Source organism: Arthrobacter ginkgonis (assembly GCF_039540195.1).
Taxonomy (GTDB): domain Bacteria; phylum Actinomycetota; class Actinomycetes; order Actinomycetales; family Micrococcaceae; genus Zafaria; species Zafaria ginkgonis.
Map to the genome: position 1 here is coordinate 1 of NZ_BAABEO010000016.1, position 15570 is coordinate 15570.

13 protein-coding genes are annotated in these 15570 nt (G+C 72.1%); 8 read left to right on the top strand and 5 right to left on the bottom strand.

The window, feature by feature from the left end:
* Window positions 1-135: 135 nt before the first annotated feature.
* Window positions 136-1479 carry a cysteine--1-D-myo-inosityl 2-amino-2-deoxy-alpha-D-glucopyranoside ligase gene (gene mshC, locus ABD912_RS11865; RefSeq protein ID WP_345151017.1) on the top strand — a complete coding sequence of 448 codons (1344 nt, stop codon included), beginning with the start codon at window positions 136-138 and terminating at the stop codon, window positions 1477-1479.
* Here mshC and moaA read toward each other — a convergent pair.
* Genes moaA through ABD912_RS11880 form a run of 3 tightly spaced genes read right to left on the bottom strand, consistent with a single transcriptional unit; the run spans window position 1476 to window position 4126 of the window.
* Window positions 1476-2558 carry a GTP 3',8-cyclase MoaA gene (moaA, locus tag ABD912_RS11870; RefSeq protein WP_345151029.1) on the bottom strand — a complete coding sequence of 361 codons (1083 nt, stop codon included), beginning with the start codon at window positions 2556-2558 and terminating at the stop codon, window positions 1476-1478. The genes mshC and moaA overlap by 4 nt on opposite strands.
* A gap of 48 nt (window positions 2559-2606) precedes the next feature.
* Entirely contained in the window at window positions 2607-3506 is a 900-nt protein-coding gene (locus ABD912_RS11875; RefSeq protein ID WP_345151018.1) for a bifunctional 5,10-methylenetetrahydrofolate dehydrogenase/5,10-methenyltetrahydrofolate cyclohydrolase, read from the bottom strand.
* A complete protein-coding gene (locus tag ABD912_RS11880; protein WP_345151019.1) occupies window positions 3503-4126 on the bottom strand; it encodes a cyclodeaminase/cyclohydrolase family protein in 624 nt (207 codons plus the stop codon). The genes ABD912_RS11875 and ABD912_RS11880 overlap by 4 nt, the downstream gene beginning before the upstream one ends.
* Window positions 4127-4378: 252 nt before the next feature.
* On the opposite strand from ABD912_RS11880, the gene ABD912_RS11885 reads away from it, so the two are divergent.
* A complete protein-coding gene (locus tag ABD912_RS11885) occupies window positions 4379-5017 on the top strand; it encodes a GntR family transcriptional regulator (protein WP_345151031.1) in 639 nt (212 codons plus the stop codon).
* Between the two features lie 28 nt (window positions 5018-5045).
* Here ABD912_RS11885 and ABD912_RS11890 read toward each other — a convergent pair whose 3' ends face one another.
* Window positions 5046-6572 carry a phytoene desaturase family protein gene (locus ABD912_RS11890; protein WP_345151020.1) on the bottom strand — a complete coding sequence of 509 codons (1527 nt, stop codon included), beginning with the start codon at window positions 6570-6572 and terminating at the stop codon, window positions 5046-5048.
* Window positions 6565-8169, bottom strand: coding sequence for a glycosyltransferase family 87 protein (locus tag ABD912_RS11895; RefSeq protein WP_345151021.1), 1605 nt, complete (start codon window positions 8167-8169; stop codon window positions 6565-6567). The genes ABD912_RS11890 and ABD912_RS11895 overlap by 8 nt, the downstream gene beginning before the upstream one ends.
* A gap of 204 nt (window positions 8170-8373) precedes the next feature.
* On the opposite strand from ABD912_RS11895, the gene ABD912_RS11900 reads away from it, so the two are divergent.
* Genes ABD912_RS11900 through ABD912_RS11925 form a run of 6 tightly spaced genes read left to right on the top strand, consistent with a single transcriptional unit; the run spans window position 8374 to window position 15326 of the window.
* On the top strand, window positions 8374-9615 hold the full coding sequence (locus ABD912_RS11900) for an acylneuraminate cytidylyltransferase (protein WP_345151022.1): 1242 nt from the start codon (window positions 8374-8376) through the stop codon (window positions 9613-9615).
* Entirely contained in the window at window positions 9612-10508 is an 897-nt protein-coding gene (locus ABD912_RS11905) for an N-acetylneuraminate synthase family protein (protein ID WP_345151023.1), read from the top strand. Before ABD912_RS11900 ends, ABD912_RS11905 begins: the two co-directional genes overlap by 4 nt.
* Before the next feature lie 10 nt (window positions 10509-10518).
* Window positions 10519-11559, top strand: coding sequence for a glycosyltransferase family 2 protein (locus ABD912_RS11910; protein ID WP_345151024.1), 1041 nt, complete (start codon window positions 10519-10521; stop codon window positions 11557-11559).
* Window positions 11556-13067, top strand: a complete 1512-nt coding sequence (locus ABD912_RS11915) for a polysialyltransferase family glycosyltransferase (protein WP_345151025.1) — start codon at window positions 11556-11558, stop codon at window positions 13065-13067. The genes ABD912_RS11910 and ABD912_RS11915 overlap by 4 nt, the downstream gene beginning before the upstream one ends.
* Window positions 13068-13074: 7 nt before the next feature.
* A complete protein-coding gene (locus ABD912_RS11920) occupies window positions 13075-14130 on the top strand; it encodes a hypothetical protein (RefSeq protein WP_345151026.1) in 1056 nt (351 codons plus the stop codon).
* Window positions 14127-15326 carry a DUF6716 putative glycosyltransferase gene (locus tag ABD912_RS11925; RefSeq protein ID WP_345151027.1) on the top strand — a complete coding sequence of 400 codons (1200 nt, stop codon included), beginning with the start codon at window positions 14127-14129 and terminating at the stop codon, window positions 15324-15326. The genes ABD912_RS11920 and ABD912_RS11925 overlap by 4 nt, the downstream gene beginning before the upstream one ends.
* Window positions 15327-15570 lie beyond the last annotated feature (244 nt).

The window sequence follows — 15570 nt, forward strand, 5'->3', positions numbered from 1 at the left end:
CCGGGCTGATCCTTGGGCTTGAACCGGAAGGCTGGCCCCGAGACGCTGATGCTGGCGACGACCTTCCCGCGAGAGGATCTCCAGCGCGGTGGTGGCCCGGTCCACCGTCTCCGCAGCATCCCCGAAAGGACCACCGTGCACGCTTGGGCCGCACCGATCACTCCCTTCCTTGAGGGTCAGCCGCCTGCGCTACGGCTGCACGACACTTCCACCGGCGAACTGCGCATGCCTGCGCCGGACGGGCGCGCCTCGCTCTACGTCTGTGGGATCACCCCCTACGACGCCACGCACATGGGGCATGCGGCCACGTACGTGGCGTTCGACCTGCTGCACAGGCAGTGGCTGGACGCAGGGTTGGACGTGAACTACGTGCAAAACGTCACCGACGTGGACGATCCGCTGCTGGAGCGGGCGAAGGCGACCGGCGTGGACTGGCGCGAGCTGGCGATCGGACAGACGGAACTCTTCCGCCGCGACATGGAGGCGCTGAACGTGCTCCCGCCGACCCGCTACATCGGGGCGGTCGAGGCCGTCGCGTGGATCGTGCCGGCCGTGGAGGACTTGGTGGCCCGGGGCCTGGCCTACCGGGTGCCCGGCGAAGGCGGCGAACCCGACGGTGACGTCTACTTCGACGCCCAAGCGGCCGAGGGGACGGCCTGGTCCCTGGGCGCGGTGAGCGGGTACGGACGCGAAACGATGCTCCGCGTCTTCGCCGAGCGGGGCGGAGACCCCCAGCGGCCCGGAAAGCGCGACGCGCTGGACCCCCTGCTGTGGCGGATGGAGCGTCCCGGCGAGCCGAACTGGGAAGGCGCCTCGCTGGGCACCGGACGCCCTGGCTGGCACATCGAATGCTCGGTGATCGCCCGCCGGTTCCTGCCCGCTCCCTTCACCGTCCAAGGCGGCGGCTCAGACCTGATCTTTCCGCACCACGAGTTCTCCGCGGGCCACGCGGCCGCCGGCGACGGCCTGCCGCTGGCCGGCCACTACGTGCACACCGGCATGGTCGGGCTGGACGGGGAAAAGATGAGCAAGTCGCGGGGCAACCTGGTGCTCGTCTCGAGACTCCGGGCGCAGGGAGCGGACCCGATGGCGGTGCGCACCGTGCTGCTGGGACAGCACTACCGCAGCGACTGGTTCTGGACCGACGACCTCCTGGACCAGGCACGACGCCGGCTGGCCGCCTGGCGCGGCCGCCTCGCCACCGCGACCCTGGACGAGGGCGCGGCACTGGTGGCTTCCCTGCGCGAACGGCTCGCTGATGACCTCGACGCACCGGGCGCGCTGGAGGCCTTGGATGACTGGGCCGCTGGCCCCGAGGCCGAGCGCCGCGATCAGGGCACCGGATCGGGGCTGGTGTCCGACGCCGTCGAAGCGCTCCTCGGCGTCGCGCTGGAGCCGACGGGCCAGGTGAGGGCAAGCGCGGACGCCACGTCCCTGGACAACGTTATGGATGTTGCCGGCGGCGTGCGCGCGAACTAGCCTCCGATCGCGCTCATCGGGCGATCGGGCTGAACGAATCCGTCGGCGCCCAGGCCCGCGTGGTCCATGCCGTGGGCGCGGGGCTTGGCCCACATTGCCGCCCGCCACCGGTCGGCGATTTCGGCGTCGCTGCCTCCGGAACGCAGCAGCGCCGAGAGGTCGGTTTCCTCGCGGGAGAAGAGGCAGCTCATCACCCGGCCCTCGGCGGTGATGCGGGTGCGGCGGCAGTCCGCGCAGAAGGGTTCCGTGACCGACGCGATGATCCCGACGGCCCCCAGGACCCGGTCCGGCGCGCCGGGAAGGGAGACCAGGAAGCGTTCGGCGGGGGCGCCTCCCCGGGCACGCGGGTCCGGCGCGAGCCGGTGGGTGCGCTCCAGCAGGGCGCGCGTCTCGGCGGCGGTCACCATGTCCTCGCGGCGCCACCCGTGGTCGGCGTCCAGGGGCATCTGCTCGATGAAGCGCAGCTCGTATCCGCGCTGCAGCGCCCAGGCGAGCAGTTCGGGTGCGTGGTCCTCATTGATGCCGCGCATCAGCACCGCGTTGACCTTCAGCGGGCGCAGCCCCGCGGCGTCCGCCGCCTCGATGCCGGCCAGGACCCGGTCCAGGTGGTCGCGCCGGGTCAGCTTCTCGAAGGTGCCGGCGTGCAGGGTGTCCAGCGAGACGTTCAGTCGCGTCAGTCCCGCCTCGGCCAGGGCACGGGCCTTGGCCTCGAGGCCGACGCCGTTGGTGGTCAGGGAGATCGGCAGGCGGGGGTGTTCGGCGCGCAGTCCGGCGACGATGTCCACCAGGTCCGCCCGCACCAGGGGTTCGCCGCCGGTGAGGCGCAGTTCCCGCACGCCCAGGTCGCGGACCCCGATGCGGACCAGCCGCAGGATTTCGGGAAGGGCGAGGAGGCGGCTGCGGGGAAGCCAGGCCAGCCCGTCGGCGGGCATGCAGTAGGTGCAGCGGAGGTTGCACTTGTCGATCAAGGAGATCCGCAGGTCGGTCGCGGTCCGGCCGAACCGGTCCCGCAGCCGCGCCTCGCCGGCCGGCGCCGGCGGGGGCGGGGGCGGGGACACGGCCGGTCCGACCCGTGGCATGCCCAATGCGATGCTCACCGGGTGCCCCGCGTCCCGCCTGCCGCCGACCTAGGCATTGCCGCCGGCGCCGCCGGGAACGCTCCGCGCAAGTGAGCGGGGTCCGGCCTGCGCCAAGGCCGCCTCCGTGGTGTGCAGCACCAGAAGGGCCGTGGTCACGGTGCCGACGCCGCCCGGCACGGGGGTGAGCGCCGAGGCAACCTCGCCCATCGATTCCGCGTCGACGTCTCCCACCAGCTGGCCGTCCTCCTCCACGTTCGTTCCCACGTCGACGACGACGGCACCGGCGCGGACGTGGCGGCCGGTGAGCAGCCCTGCGCGCCCGGCCGCGGCGACGACGACGTCGGCATCGCGCGTGTAGCGCTCGAGCGGCCCGGACCGGGAATGGCAGACCGTCACGGTGGCGTCCCGCTGGAGAAGCAGTTGCAGCAACGGCTTCCCCACGACCGTGGACCGGCCCACCACGGCAACGCCCTTGCCCGCCAGGGGGAACTCGTAGTGGTCCAGGATCTCCACCACGGCGCGGGCGGTTGCCGGCGCGAAGGCGGGCAGGCCGGCGGTCAGCCGGCCCAGGCTCAACGGGTTGGCGCCGTCGATGTCCTTGCCGACGCTGATCTCAGCGGCCAGCCCATCGGCGGAGACTCCTGCCGGGAGGGGCGTCTGCAGAATGATGCCGTGGATGGTGTCATCGACGCTGAGCCGGCGCAGGGCTTCGGCGATCTCGCCGGCCTGTGCGGTGGCTCCCAGGTCGACGATCTCGCATTCCACTCCGGCCTTCTCGGCCGCCCGCGCGATGGAGCGGACATACCAGAGGGTGGCGTCGTTGTCGGTTGCCAGCACGACCGCGAGCTTGGGCGCGATGCCCCTGTCGCGGAGGTCGCGCACGTTGGCGCCGGCAGCCTCCCGGAGCCGTTGGGCGACGGGCAGTCCGAGCAGGGGAAGCGCGTTCATGCGGCCACCTTCTCCCGCACGCGCTGGGACACGGTTTGGGCACGGTCGATGGCGCGTTCCGCGCGGTCGGCCTCGGCCCGGAGGCCGTCCTGCTCCCCGGCATCCTTCAGGGCGCTGATGTTGATCTGGAGCGTGATCAGTGCGGTGGCGATCGCCGCCCGCGCGGCCTCTGCGGCCGCGGCGATGTCGCTGACGACGTTGGGATTGCCGAAGTCCACCAGCTCCTCGCTCAGTTCGATGATTTCCGTTGCGAGCCGGATGAGGGCCAGTGACGGTTCGGTGGCGCCGAGAACCGCTCGCTGGATGGTGTCCGAACGCGTGGAGCGTTCGGCCTCCGAGCCGGAGGGGAGCTTGTAGGCCTCGACCACGGCCGTGAAGGCCGCTTCGTCGTCGTCCGCCGTCTGGAGGGAGGCGGAGATGAGTTCGTCCGCCCGGGACGCGATCTGCTTGGCTCGGTCCTCGTGGGCGGCGTACTTCTTTCCGGTGGTGTAGACGGCAACCATGCTGACCAAGGCGGCTCCCTGGGCCGCATGCAGGGCTCCGGCCGCGCCGCCGCCAGGCGTCGGCTCGCGCGAAGCCAGGCGTTCTAGGTAGTCGCTGATAGTTTCCGAACCGATCATTGTCGAGTCCTCCGGGTAGCGAAACTGGGTACGGGAGTCAGGGGACGGCACCGCGCCGCGAATCACGGGCTCGGCACACGGAATGAAGTTCCGTTAGGCAAGATATACATCTGAAGTAAAACAACTAATATATTAGAGTTTCGTGTAGTCTAGGACACACTTATATGGCGGTCAAGGATGCCGCGGGGCGCACTTGGAAAGGGAGTGAGGCAGGTGGACGCACAGGGCCACGGCCAGCCCTCGGGGCGGCGGATGTCGCTGGCGGACAAGGCCTACGCGGAGATCCGGGACCAGTTGCTCACGCTGAAAATCCGGCCCGGCGACGCGCTCAACGACGAGGCCTTGGCCAAGGAGCTGGGAGTGGGGCGAACGCCCGTCAGGGAGGCGCTGAAACGCCTTGAGGTGGACCGCCTGGTGGTGAGTTACCCGAAGCAAGGAACCTATGCGACCCGGGTCGAAATCACGGACCTCGCCTTCGTTTCCGAGATCCGCCTCCAGCTGGAACCGCTCGCCGCGGCCCGGGCGGCACGCGTTGCCACAGCCGCCCAACGCGCCGAACTGGCCGAGGTCCGGCACCGCGTCGAGGAGTTCGACATCGAGCACGCGAGCGTGACCGAAATTCTTGCCTGCGACTCCATGGTCCACAGGGCGATCTACCTGACCGCCTCGAACCCCCATCTCGAAGACACCCTGATCCGTTACAACAACCTGGCGACGCGCATATGGTGCCTGGTCATCGACCAGCTTCCGCGGTTGCAAGAGCACGTCCACGAGCACTTGGACTTGCTGCAGGCAGTGATAGACGGCGACGAGGCCAAGGCCGCGGCCCTCGCCAAGACCCACATCGCGGGGTTCGAGAACGCGGTCCGCTCCGTCCTCTTCGCGGCCTAGCCGCCACCTCACTCAATCCATCAAATCCCTAGCCCACCAGGTCCTTCAGCGCCGTCCGCGCGGCCAGGTATCCGCACATCCCGTGCACGGCCGGGCCGGGCGGGGTGGAACTGGAGCACAGGTACAGCCCGCGCGCCGGGGTCCGCCACGGGGACGGGGCCAGCACCGGCCGGCTCAGCATCCCGGCCAGGTCCGCGACCCCTCCCGAGATGTCCCCGCCGATGAGGTTCGCGTTGCGCGCCTGCAGGCCGGGGGCGGTCATCGCCTCGGCGTGAACGATCGTGTCGCGGAACCCTGGCGCCGCGGCCTCCAACTGGGCGGTGATCGGTTCCGTCATGTCCGCGGGGCTGCCGAACGGAACGTGGCAGTAGGCCCAGACGACGTGGTGGCCGGCCGGGGCGCGGGAGGGATCGAACAGGCTGGGCTGGGAAACGATCACGTAGGGTCCGCTTCCGAGCCCCTGGTTGGCCGCCCGTCCGGCACGCGCCCCGCCGCGCGGGTCGGCGGAACCGTTCTGGTCCACCTCCCATCGCCGGATGTCCGCGGCGGTGCCGCCCAGGTGCACCGTGCCGGCGAGCGCGATGTCCGGGTCCCGCCACGGAATGGGTCCGTTGAGCACGTAATGCACCACGCTGGAGCCGGGGCCGCGCCGGGTGGCGAGGAGCCGCTTCCGGTAGCCCTCGGGAAGGACGGCCGCGCCGATGCGGGCCAGGCCCTCCGGCGAGGTGTCGCAGAACACCAGCTCCTCGTCCAGGTCCGCGATCCGCTCCACGCGCCGTCCGGTTTCGATCCGCCCGCCGTGGTCGATGAGGTCCATGGCCAGCGCGTTGGGGATCGCCTGCGATCCGCCCAGCGGAATGGGCCAGCCGGTGGCGTGCGCGGCGGTGGCCAGCATCAGGGCGGCCCCGTTCGCCGCGGGGCCGGCTCCTCCGCCGGCGTTGTGCGAGCGCACCCCCGCCAGCAGTGCGGCCACCGTCTCCGTCTCCTCCGCACTCGCCCCCGGCCAGCCGGCACCGCCCAGCAGCGGCGGCAGCGTCCCGGCGGCGGAGCGCAGGATCGTCTCGGGCAAGGACAGCGCGGCCGCCCGCAGCCCGAACGCGGCGGTGGCGCCCAGGCCGCTCAGCCCGCGCGGCACCCGCAGCAGGGGATGCAGCACCATGTCCGTGACGGCGCCGTACGCGCGGACCAGCGGGCCAAAGAGCCGCCCGTAGGCGGGACCGGCGGCGCCCAACCCGGCAACGGTGCGGTCCAGGTCGCGCCAGGCCAGGCCGGTCCGCCCGTCCGGCAGCGGGTGGGCGAAGGAAACCTCCGGCACCGCGAAACCGACCCGCTCGGCGAGCCCGATCTCGCGGAAGAACGGGGAGGCCAGCGCCATGGGGTGGACGGCGGCGCCGATGTCGTGCCGGTGCCCGGGCAGGCCCAGTTCCAGCGAGCGGGAGGCGCCGCCGATGGTGTCCTCGGCCTCATAGACGCGTACCGACAGCCCGGCCCGCGCCAGGGTGACCGCGGCCGCGAGGCCGTTGGGTCCGGATCCGATGACGGCGGCGTCAGCCATTGCGGGCTCCCTTCCCCGCCTCGGGGACACCGCTCCGGGCCTCCGCCGGCGGCTCGGCGGACGGTTCGCCGGAAGCACCGGCGGGCTGTTCACCGGACGGCCCGGACAGCCGTTCGGCGAAACGCCGTCCGCCCGCCGCGCCGGAAGCGGGGACCGGTCCGGAAAGGCGCGGCCACCTCAGCGTGAAACGGTCCGGGACCCCCGCGAAGGGACCGGCCTGCGGGTCCTCCTGGCCGACCCGGCGCACCGGATCCAGCTCAGGGTCGAGCATGCTGCCCACCACCCGGTACATCAGGTAGCCGGTCGCGGCCATGTGCCCGAAGACCGCCAGGACGTAGAAGGACTCGGGAAAGGTGTGCTGGGGCTTGATGTCCGCGGTGACCGCGTAGATGTGCATCCAGATGGCCCAGAAGTGCAGGGCCTCCACCAGCTGCCAGACCAGGAAGTCCCGCCAGCGCGGCCAGGCCAGCACGGCCAGGGGCACCAGCCAGACGACGAACTGCGGCGAATACACCTTGTTGAACAGGACGAAGCTGGCGACCACCAGGAACAGCAGTTGCGCGAAGCGCGGCCTCCGCGGAGCCAGCAGCCCCAGCACGGCGATGCCCGCGCAGCAGCCGGCGAAGAGCCAGAAGCCGGCCGCGTTGATGGTTTCGGCATCGACGCGCGGGGTCCCGGGAAGGGCGCCGGCCAGCGTGTTCCAGGCGTTCCACAGCGAGGACCAGCCGGCCTCGCGGTCCCGGGTGAACTCGAAGAAGTACGTCCACGCCTCGAAGTTCGCCAGCGCGAACGGCAGGTTCACCGCCACCCAGGCGCCCGCGGCGCCGGCGGCACTGAGGGCCAGCGGGCGCCAGCGCCCGGTGCGCAGGGCCAGCACGATCACGGCGCCGAAGAACAGTACGGGGTAGAGCTTCATGGCGGTGCCCAGCCCCACCAGGACCCCGGCGAGCAGGGGCTTGTCGCGCGACCACGCCAGCACGGCGAGCGCCAGCAGCGCGACCGCCCACATGTCCCAGTTGATGGTGGAAGCCAGGATGATGCCGGGGGCCAGCGCCACCATCGCCGCGTCCCACGGGCGGCGGCCGGCGCTGCGCGCCGTCGTAATGACGGTCGCCAGCCAGAGGCCAACGACGGCGAGCACGTTCAGGTCGAAGAACACCAGGGCGCGGTTCCCCGCCTCCGGCGGGACCAGCCAGGCGATCAGGCCCGCCACCGCCCCCATCAGGACCGGGTATTCGAACTCGGCGCCGGTGGCGAAGGCAGCGAACGGGTTCTCGGCGAAGCCGCGGCCGGTGAACAGCGACGGCCAGTCCGAATAGCAGCCCCAGGCGAAGGAGTCGGTACCGCCCCAGCCGTTCATCCGGCACGCGTTCTTGGCCAGCACCGCCAGGATCGCGGCGGCGACGGTCATCAGGATCAGCACCCGTTCGACGCTCCAGAACCCGGGGTCCACCCGGCCCGGATCCACGTGGCGGCCCAGCGGTCCCCCGACCACTTCCGTCAGCCGGCGCAGCAACGGGTCGTTGCGCGTGGGCACGGTGATGCGCACCGGCCGGCCGGCCGGGCGTGCCGCCGGCTTCGGGGGATGAGACTCCATGGCTCCGAGCCTATCCGCTGGGGCCTGCCCGCCGAAGGGCCGCGCCGCGGACGGCGGGGCCGGGCGGCGGGTTCGGCCGGGTCCGGGCGGCGGATTCCGGCAGCGCCGCCGGAGTTCGCGGGACGCCAAAGCGTCTTCGGTCCATCACCTGCCGTTCACCCGCCCGTCCCGGCCCCTTAACGGCCGCTCCGTAGCGTCTGGGAGGTGAGCAAGACCAAGCAATCCCGGGTCCTCGTGGTCATTCCAGCCCGCGGCGGATCCAAGGGAATCCCCCTCAAGAACCTCCAGCCAGTGGCCGGGCGCTCGCTCGTGGCCCGGGCCGTCGGGGCCGCTCTGGCCGCCCCGTCCGTGACCGACGTCGTGGTCAGTACCGACCACCCGGGGATCCGCGCCGAGGCGCTGCGCTGCGGCGCCCAAGTCGTGAAACGCCCCGCCGAACTCTCCGGGGACCTGGCCACCAGCGAATCGGCCGTCCTGCACGTCCTGGACGACCACCGCGCCCAGACGGGCGAGGACCCCGAGGTGGTGGTGCTGCTGCAGTGCACCTCCCCCTTCATCGACCCCGCGGACCTGGACGCCGCGGTCGCCGAGGTCCTCGCCGGCGGCGCCGACGTCTGCTTCAGCGCCGCCGAGAGCCACGCCTTCCTGTGGACCGTGGGCGCGGACGGCGGGGTCGACGCGGTCGGGCACGACGCCGCGCACCGCCCCCGCCGCCAGGACCGCGCACCCCAGTATCGCGAGACCGGCGCGTTCTACGCGCTGCGCACCGACGGGTTCCGCCGCCACGGGCACCGGTTCTTCGGCCGGCTGCGGCTGCACGTGGTCCCGCCGGAGCATTCGACCGAGATCGACACTCCCGAGGACCTGGACCTGGTGGCCGCGCTGGCGGAACGCCGGGAGCAGGGGGCCGGGGCCCCGGCGGGCATTGACGTCGACGCGCTGGTCACCGACTTCGACGGGGTCCACACCGACGACGCCGTCCTGCTCGCCGAGGACGGAACCGAGCACGTGCGCGTGAACCGCGGCGACGGGATGGGTGTGGCCCGCTTGAGCCGCGCCGGGGTTCCGCTGCTGATCCTGTCCACGGAGAAGAACCCGGTCGTTGCCGCCCGCGGGCGCAAGCTCGGCGTCGAGGTCCTGCAGGGCATCGACGACAAGGCCTCCCGGCTGGCCGAGTGGATCGCCGCGCGGGGCCTGGACCCGGAACGGGTGGCCTTCCTCGGCAACGACGTCAACGACGTCGGCGCCATGGCCGCCGTCGGATGGCCGCTCGCGGTCGCCGACGCCCGGCCCGAAGCACGCGCGGCGGCACGCCTGGTGCTGTCCGCCAAGGGCGGCCACGGGGCCGTCCGCGAAGCCTGCGAGCGCATCCTCGCCGCACAACCACAGCCGCGCGTCCTCGCGACCGCCGGCGAACACCACCAAGGAAAGGGGCGGTCAGCATGACCACCGCAGCCATCACCGACATCGCACCCGTCAGCATCGGCGACTTCAAGGTCGGCCCGGGCCAGTCCGTCTACGTCATCGGCGAGATCGGCATCAACCACAACGGCGACATGGACATCGCCAAGCAGCTGATCGACGTCTCCGCGGCCGCCGGCGCCAACGCCGTGAAGTTCCAGAAGCGCACCCCGGACATCTCCACCCCGATGGACATGCGGGACAAGATCCGCTCCACCCCGTGGGGCGAGATGACCTACCTGGACTACCGCTACCGCGTCGAGTTCGGCGCCGAGCAGTACAAGGAGCTGATGTCCTACGCGGCCGCCCAGGGCCTGCACTGCTTCGCTTCCCCGTGGGACGTGCCGTCCGTGGAATTCATGGAGTCCCAGGGCGCGCTGACCCACAAGGTCGCCTCCGCCTCCGTCACCGACCTGGAACTGCTGCGCGCGCTCGCCGAGACCGGCAAGCCGATCATCCTCTCCACCGGCATGTCCACCATCGAGCAGATCGACACCGCCGTGGAAACCCTCGGCACGGCCAAGCTGGTCCTCATGCACGCAACCTCCACCTACCCGCTGCCCCCGGAGGAGGCGAACCTGCGCACCATCGAGACCCTGCGCCAGCGCTACCAGGTGCCGGTGGGCTACTCCGGCCACGAGCGCGGCCTGCAGATCTCCCTGGCCGCCGTCGCCCTCGGCGCGGTGACGGTGGAGCGCCACATCACCCTGGACCGCACCATGTGGGGCTCGGACCAGGCGTCCTCGCTGGAGCCGAAGGGCTTCGAGTCGCTGATCCGCGACATCCGCATCCTGGAGGAAGCGATGGGCGACGGCGTCAAGCGCGTCTTCCCGGGCGAGCTGGCCCCGCTGTCCCGCCTGCGCCGCGTCGACGCCTAAGGACCGCCGTATGACCCACCGGCCCCTTGTTAGCGTGATCGTCCCGGCCAAGGACCAGGCACCCTACATCTCCGACGCCCTGGCTTCGCTGGCCCTGCAGTTCGACGATCCCGCCGCGCTTGAGGTGCTGGTGGTCGACGACGGTTCCACCGACGGCACCGGGGAGCTGGCCGCGTCCTTCGCGGCCCGGCTCCCCGGCCTCCGGGTGCTCCGCAACGAATCCCCCCAGGGCGTGGCGGACGCCCGCAACGCGGGACTGCGGGCGGCCACCGGCGAGCTGGTCGCGTTCCTTGACCCCGACGACTGGCTGGCGCCCGGTCACCTGCCCGCCCTCGCCGCCGCGCTCCACAGCCTGGACGTGGACTTCGTGCGCTGCGACCACGTCCAGGTCACCGAGGGAAACCGGACCCTCCACCGGGCGCCGCAGGCGCGGCGCGCGGTCCCGCTGGACCCGCGGGCGGACATCCTCCCCGTGGAAGCCGCCTCCATGGTGGACTACTGCTTCGTTTGGGCCGGCCTTTTCCGCAAGTCTGCGCTGGAGGAGACCGGGGCCCACTTCCCGGCCGGGGTCCACACCGCCGAGGACCGTCCGTGGATCTGGAACCTCCACCTGAACGCGGCCTCATACGCGGTGGTCAACGCCCCCGGCGTGTTCTACCGGCGGGGCGTCACCACCTCGCTCACCCAGGTCTACGACGAACGGCAACTGGACTTCGGCGCCTGCTACCTGGACATCTTCGGCCAAGTCACCGCCTCCACGGAGCCGGCGCTGTACTGGCCCAAGGCCGCGCGCCAGTACCTGGCCGTCGCCTGCCACCACCTGGGCCGCAAGGAGAACTGGCCGCCGCACCTGCACGGGCGGCTGCACGCGGTCATCACCGAGGGCCTGGCGGCCATTCCGGCGCAGGTCCTCGCCGGGGCGCTGGACGACCTGGATGTCGAGCGCCGGACCGCCCTGCTACCGTTGCTGCCGTTGCTGCCCGGTGGCCCCGGGCGGTTCGCGGGGTCCGCGTCCGCGGTCTCCGGCGCCCCCGTAGGAGTCTCCGCGTGATCCAGCTTGTCGCCGCCTCCACCATGTTCCAGGTCGTCTCGCTGGCCGCGATGGTCGATGCCGGGGTGCTTCCCGATGCCGACGAGCGCGTCCTGGTCCTCGCCAACGGGGCCCAGCAGCCCGAGCTCTCCCCGCGCATCCAGGACATCGCGGGGTTCGCTGCCCTGGCCACCCGGTTCGACCGCGTCGTCGACCTCGCCGAGCTGATGTGGCCGCGGCGCCCGGCCCAGTTCAGTCCCCGCCGGGACGAGCTGCCCCTGTGGGAGCGCCTGCTGCGCAGCCACTGGGGCCTGGGCACCGGCCCGGTCCAGCTGGTGGTCGAATCGATCCAGGTCAATCCCGCCATCGCGCTGTGCCGGATCTTCCATGACGCCCCGATCCTGGTGCACTCCGACGGGCTCATGTCCTACGGGCCCACCCGCAACAAGCTGTCCCTGCCGCTGCGCCAGCGGCTGGACGGAATCGTGTACGTCGACCTCGTTCCCGGGCTGGAGCCGCTGCTGCTGCGCGAGCACCGGCCGCACCGGACCGCGGTGGGCCTGGACGCCCTCGCCGCGGCGTTCGGCGAGGTCGCCGACGCCGCCCCGGAGCTTCCCGCCCTTGCCGCTGAACCCGCCGCCGGGGGCCCCACCGCCCTGGTGCTGGGGCAGTACCTGGCGGACCTGGGGATCCTCACCGTGGAGGAGGAGGCCGGACTTCACCGGGACATGCTGCGCGCGGCGCTGCGCCGCGGGGCCCGCACCGTCGTCTTCAAGCCGCACCCCAGCTCGCGTCCCTCGGTCGCGCGCCGGCTGTCCGACGACGCCGGCGAACTCGGGTTGGGCTTCGTGCTGCTGGACAGCCCCGTCCTGGCGGAAACGGCCATCGCGAAGATGCGTCCCGACGTCGTCGTCTCCTGCTTCTCCACCGCGCTGGCCACGGCACGGTACGTGTTCGGGATCGAGTGCGAGGCCGTCGGCACCGAGCTGCTGCTGGAGCGCCTGACCCCGTACGAGAACAGCAACCGGATCCCGGTCACCCTGATCGACGCGCTGCTGGTGCGTTCGGTGCCCGCCCCGGCCGAGGACCCCGCGGGGACCGGCGGACAGCTGCAGCGCCTGGTGGAGACCGTGGCGTACTGCATGCAGTCCAAGCAGCTGCCGGAGCTGCGTGCCACCGCCGAGGAGTTCCTGCGCACGGGCCTGCCGCAGCAGGCCCGCTACTTCAGGCGCCGCCGCCTGGCCGCCCTCGATCTGCCCATCCCCGAGTTGGCCGTCCCCGATCTGGCTTGGGAGGCGGGCGAACCGGACGACGCCGAGGCGTCCGACGGCGCGCCGTCCGGCGCCACGCCGTCCGGGACAACGCCGGCTGGCACCAAGCCGGCCGGCCCCTCCCCCAGCCGGGCGCCGCGGCTGTACCCCCGGGCGCTCCTGCGGATCGGGCGGGCCGGCCGAAGGCGGCTGGGGCGGCTCGCCAAATTGGGCACGCGGCTTCGGCCGGAGCACCACCATGCACCCGGCGCAGAGTAGGGCAGCGGTGGGACGTCGGGAACACCACCGCAGGCTCCGCCTTGTCCCGGAGGTCCCCCGGCCGCGCTTCGGGCGCGCCGAGGTGTGGGTCGAATCCCCGCTGCAGCTGCTCAGCGCCGTGGAGGCGCACGGCGCGGGCCTGCTGGGCTCCCGCACGGTGATCCACCCGCGCGGCGGAACGGCGGGGCTGGATTCCACGCTGCAGGCGCTGGTGGCCCAGGCGCCGCTGGGGGTCAGCTTCGCCGACGCCGGGCTCAAGGTGCCACCGGCCAGGCGCCCGGGCATCGACCGCTGGGTGACCGGGGACGCCTACTCCGGCCGCATCCAGCGCGCGCTGCTGGGCCCGGTCGCGGCCCAAGAGGTGGTCATCGTCGACGACGGCCTGGCCACCCTGAAACTGCTGGAGATGCTCACCTCCGACCGGCCGGTCCCGCTCATCCGTCCGCGCGGGCGCGCGGGCCTGGGCCGGCGCGCCCTGGGCCTGGCCACGTGGCACCACCTGCGCCTGCTCGCCAGGCACGGCAGGCTGATGGCCTTCACCGCGCTGCCGGTCCCGATCTCCGTCGACGAAAAGTTCCGGGCGCTGGGCGGACACCTGGAACACCACCGCTTCGAGTGGCTGTCCACCCAGCCGGTGCCGGAGACCTTCCACGAGCCGACCATCGTGGTCGGCTCCGCGCTGGCCTCCGACGGCCTGATCGACGCCGACGCCTACCTGGGCTGGGTGATGTCCCTGGCCGAGGACGGGCCGATCGCCTACTTCCCGCACCGCCGCGAACACCCGGAGTTCCTGGCCCGGCTGGCGGGGAATCCGCTGATCCACGTCCAGGAACACACGGTGCCGGTGGAAATGAGGCTGCGCGGGCTCCGCTCCGGCCAGACCGTCCGGGCCCTGCCCTCCACCGTGCTGCCCTCCCTGCGGCTGCTGCTGGCCCCCAACGGCGTGGCCATCAAGGGCCACGGCATCCCCGGCCCCTGGTGGACCCCGGCGGCCACCCCCGCGCTGCGCGCACACCTGACCACTTCACTGGGTTCCCTAGGTTCATTAGGAGACAACGCATGACCGCCCGCTACCGGATAACCGCCGTCGCCGACAGCGACTCGTACCTGAAGCTCGCCTGCACCACGCTGGACCGGCTCGGTCCCGAATGGGAGCGCCGCGTGGTGCTGGTGCGCTCCCCGCTGCTGCCCACCGACGTGCAGCAGCGGGCCGCCACCGGAGGCACCTTCATGGAGGGCGTCGTTCCCGACGTCGTGCCCGCGCACCGGCTGGCCGCCGAACTGGCGGGCACCGACGTCGTCTTTGCGGCCGCCACCGGCCCCGTGGCGCAGGAGGTCTTCTACCGGATCGCCTCCGTGAAGCGGCGCCCGCGCCCGGCCCTGGTTTCGGCGCTGCCCGGCGTCGCCTACCCGGCCACCTCCAAGGCGCTGCGCTACCGGGCCCTCGGGGACGCCTTCATCGCCCACAGCCATGCAGAGACCCGCGCGTTCGCGGACATCGCCGAGAAGATCGGCTCGGACATGTCGATCCTGCTCTCCCGGCTGCCGTTCCTGGCCTCGCCCAAGCGCCCCGTCCCGCTGGAGGCGCCGGTGACCCGCATCGTCTTCGCTGCCCAGGCGAAGATGCCGTTCCGGCGCACCGAGCGCGAGGAACTCCTGGTCCGGCTGGCCGCGGCCGCCGGGCAGAACCCCGGGGTGGAGGTGGTGGTCAAGCTGCGAGCCCTGGCCGGGGAGCCCCAGACGCACCGCGAACGCCACCCGTACGACGCCGTCTGGGCGGACCTGGTGGAGGCCGGCACCGTCCGCGACGGGTCCGTCCGCTTCGCCACCGGGTCCATGGATTCGGTGCTTGGCCCCGGTTCGGCCCTGCTCACCGTCTCCTCCACCGCCGTCCTGGAGGCGCTGGACCGCGGGCTGCCGGCCCTGATCCTGGAGGATTTCGGGGTCAGCGAGAAGCTGCTGAACAAGGTCTTCGCCGACAGCGGCCTGCTGGGCACCCTGGACGACGTGGAGGAGCTGCGCTTCGCCTGCGCGGATCCGCAATGGCTGCGGGAAAACTACTTCCACACCCAGCACGTGCCGCTGGGGGACCTCCTGCGCCAGTTCGCCGAGCGGTCGCGGGCCGGCCGGCTCGCCAGCAACCCCGAGGCCCTGGCGCTGGTCCGGAGCAAGGCGCGCCGGGCCCGGATCCGCACCGCCCTGCCGACCCCGGTGCTCAAGGCGGTGCGCAGCGCCCGCAAGCGGCTGCGCGCGGCCTGATTCCCGGTCTCCTCGGCGCTTCCTCGGCGCCTCCATGGCGCTCCCACCAGCGGCGTTGCCTCCCCGGACAGGCCGGGGAATATACCGGCCCCCGGGTGGACTTAGAATTGTTAAGGCTCATGGCGCGGCCCGTGCCGTCGCGTCCTAATAATTCTTTGAGGAGACATGGTGTCAGGTAACCCCATCCGGGTAGCAATTGTGGGCGTCGGCAACTGTGCCACGTCGCTGGTCCAGGGCGTTGAGT

Bases quoted from the DNA above. Each gene is read 5' to 3' on its own strand.
- moaA (WP_345151029.1), bottom strand. From the start codon at position 2,558: ATGCCACGGGTCGGACCGGCCGTGTCCCCGCCCCCGCCCCCGCCGGCG.
- ABD912_RS11875 (WP_345151018.1), bottom strand. From the start codon at position 3,506: ATGAACGCGCTTCCCCTGCTCGGACTGCCCGTCGCCCAACGGCTCCGG.
- ABD912_RS11880 (WP_345151019.1), bottom strand. From the start codon at position 4,126: ATGATCGGTTCGGAAACTATCAGCGACTACCTAGAACGCCTGGCTTCG.
- ABD912_RS11885 (WP_345151031.1), top strand. From the start codon at position 4,379: ATGTCGCTGGCGGACAAGGCCTACGCGGAGATCCGGGACCAGTTGCTC.
- ABD912_RS11890 (WP_345151020.1), bottom strand. From the start codon at position 6,572: ATGGCTGACGCCGCCGTCATCGGATCCGGACCCAACGGCCTCGCGGCC.
- ABD912_RS11895 (WP_345151021.1), bottom strand. From the start codon at position 8,169: ATGGAGTCTCATCCCCCGAAGCCGGCGGCACGCCCGGCCGGCCGGCCG.
- ABD912_RS11905 (WP_345151023.1), top strand. From the start codon at position 9,612: ATGACCACCGCAGCCATCACCGACATCGCACCCGTCAGCATCGGCGAC.
- ABD912_RS11910 (WP_345151024.1), top strand. From the start codon at position 10,519: ATGACCCACCGGCCCCTTGTTAGCGTGATCGTCCCGGCCAAGGACCAG.
- ABD912_RS11925 (WP_345151027.1), top strand. From the start codon at position 14,127: ATGACCGCCCGCTACCGGATAACCGCCGTCGCCGACAGCGACTCGTAC.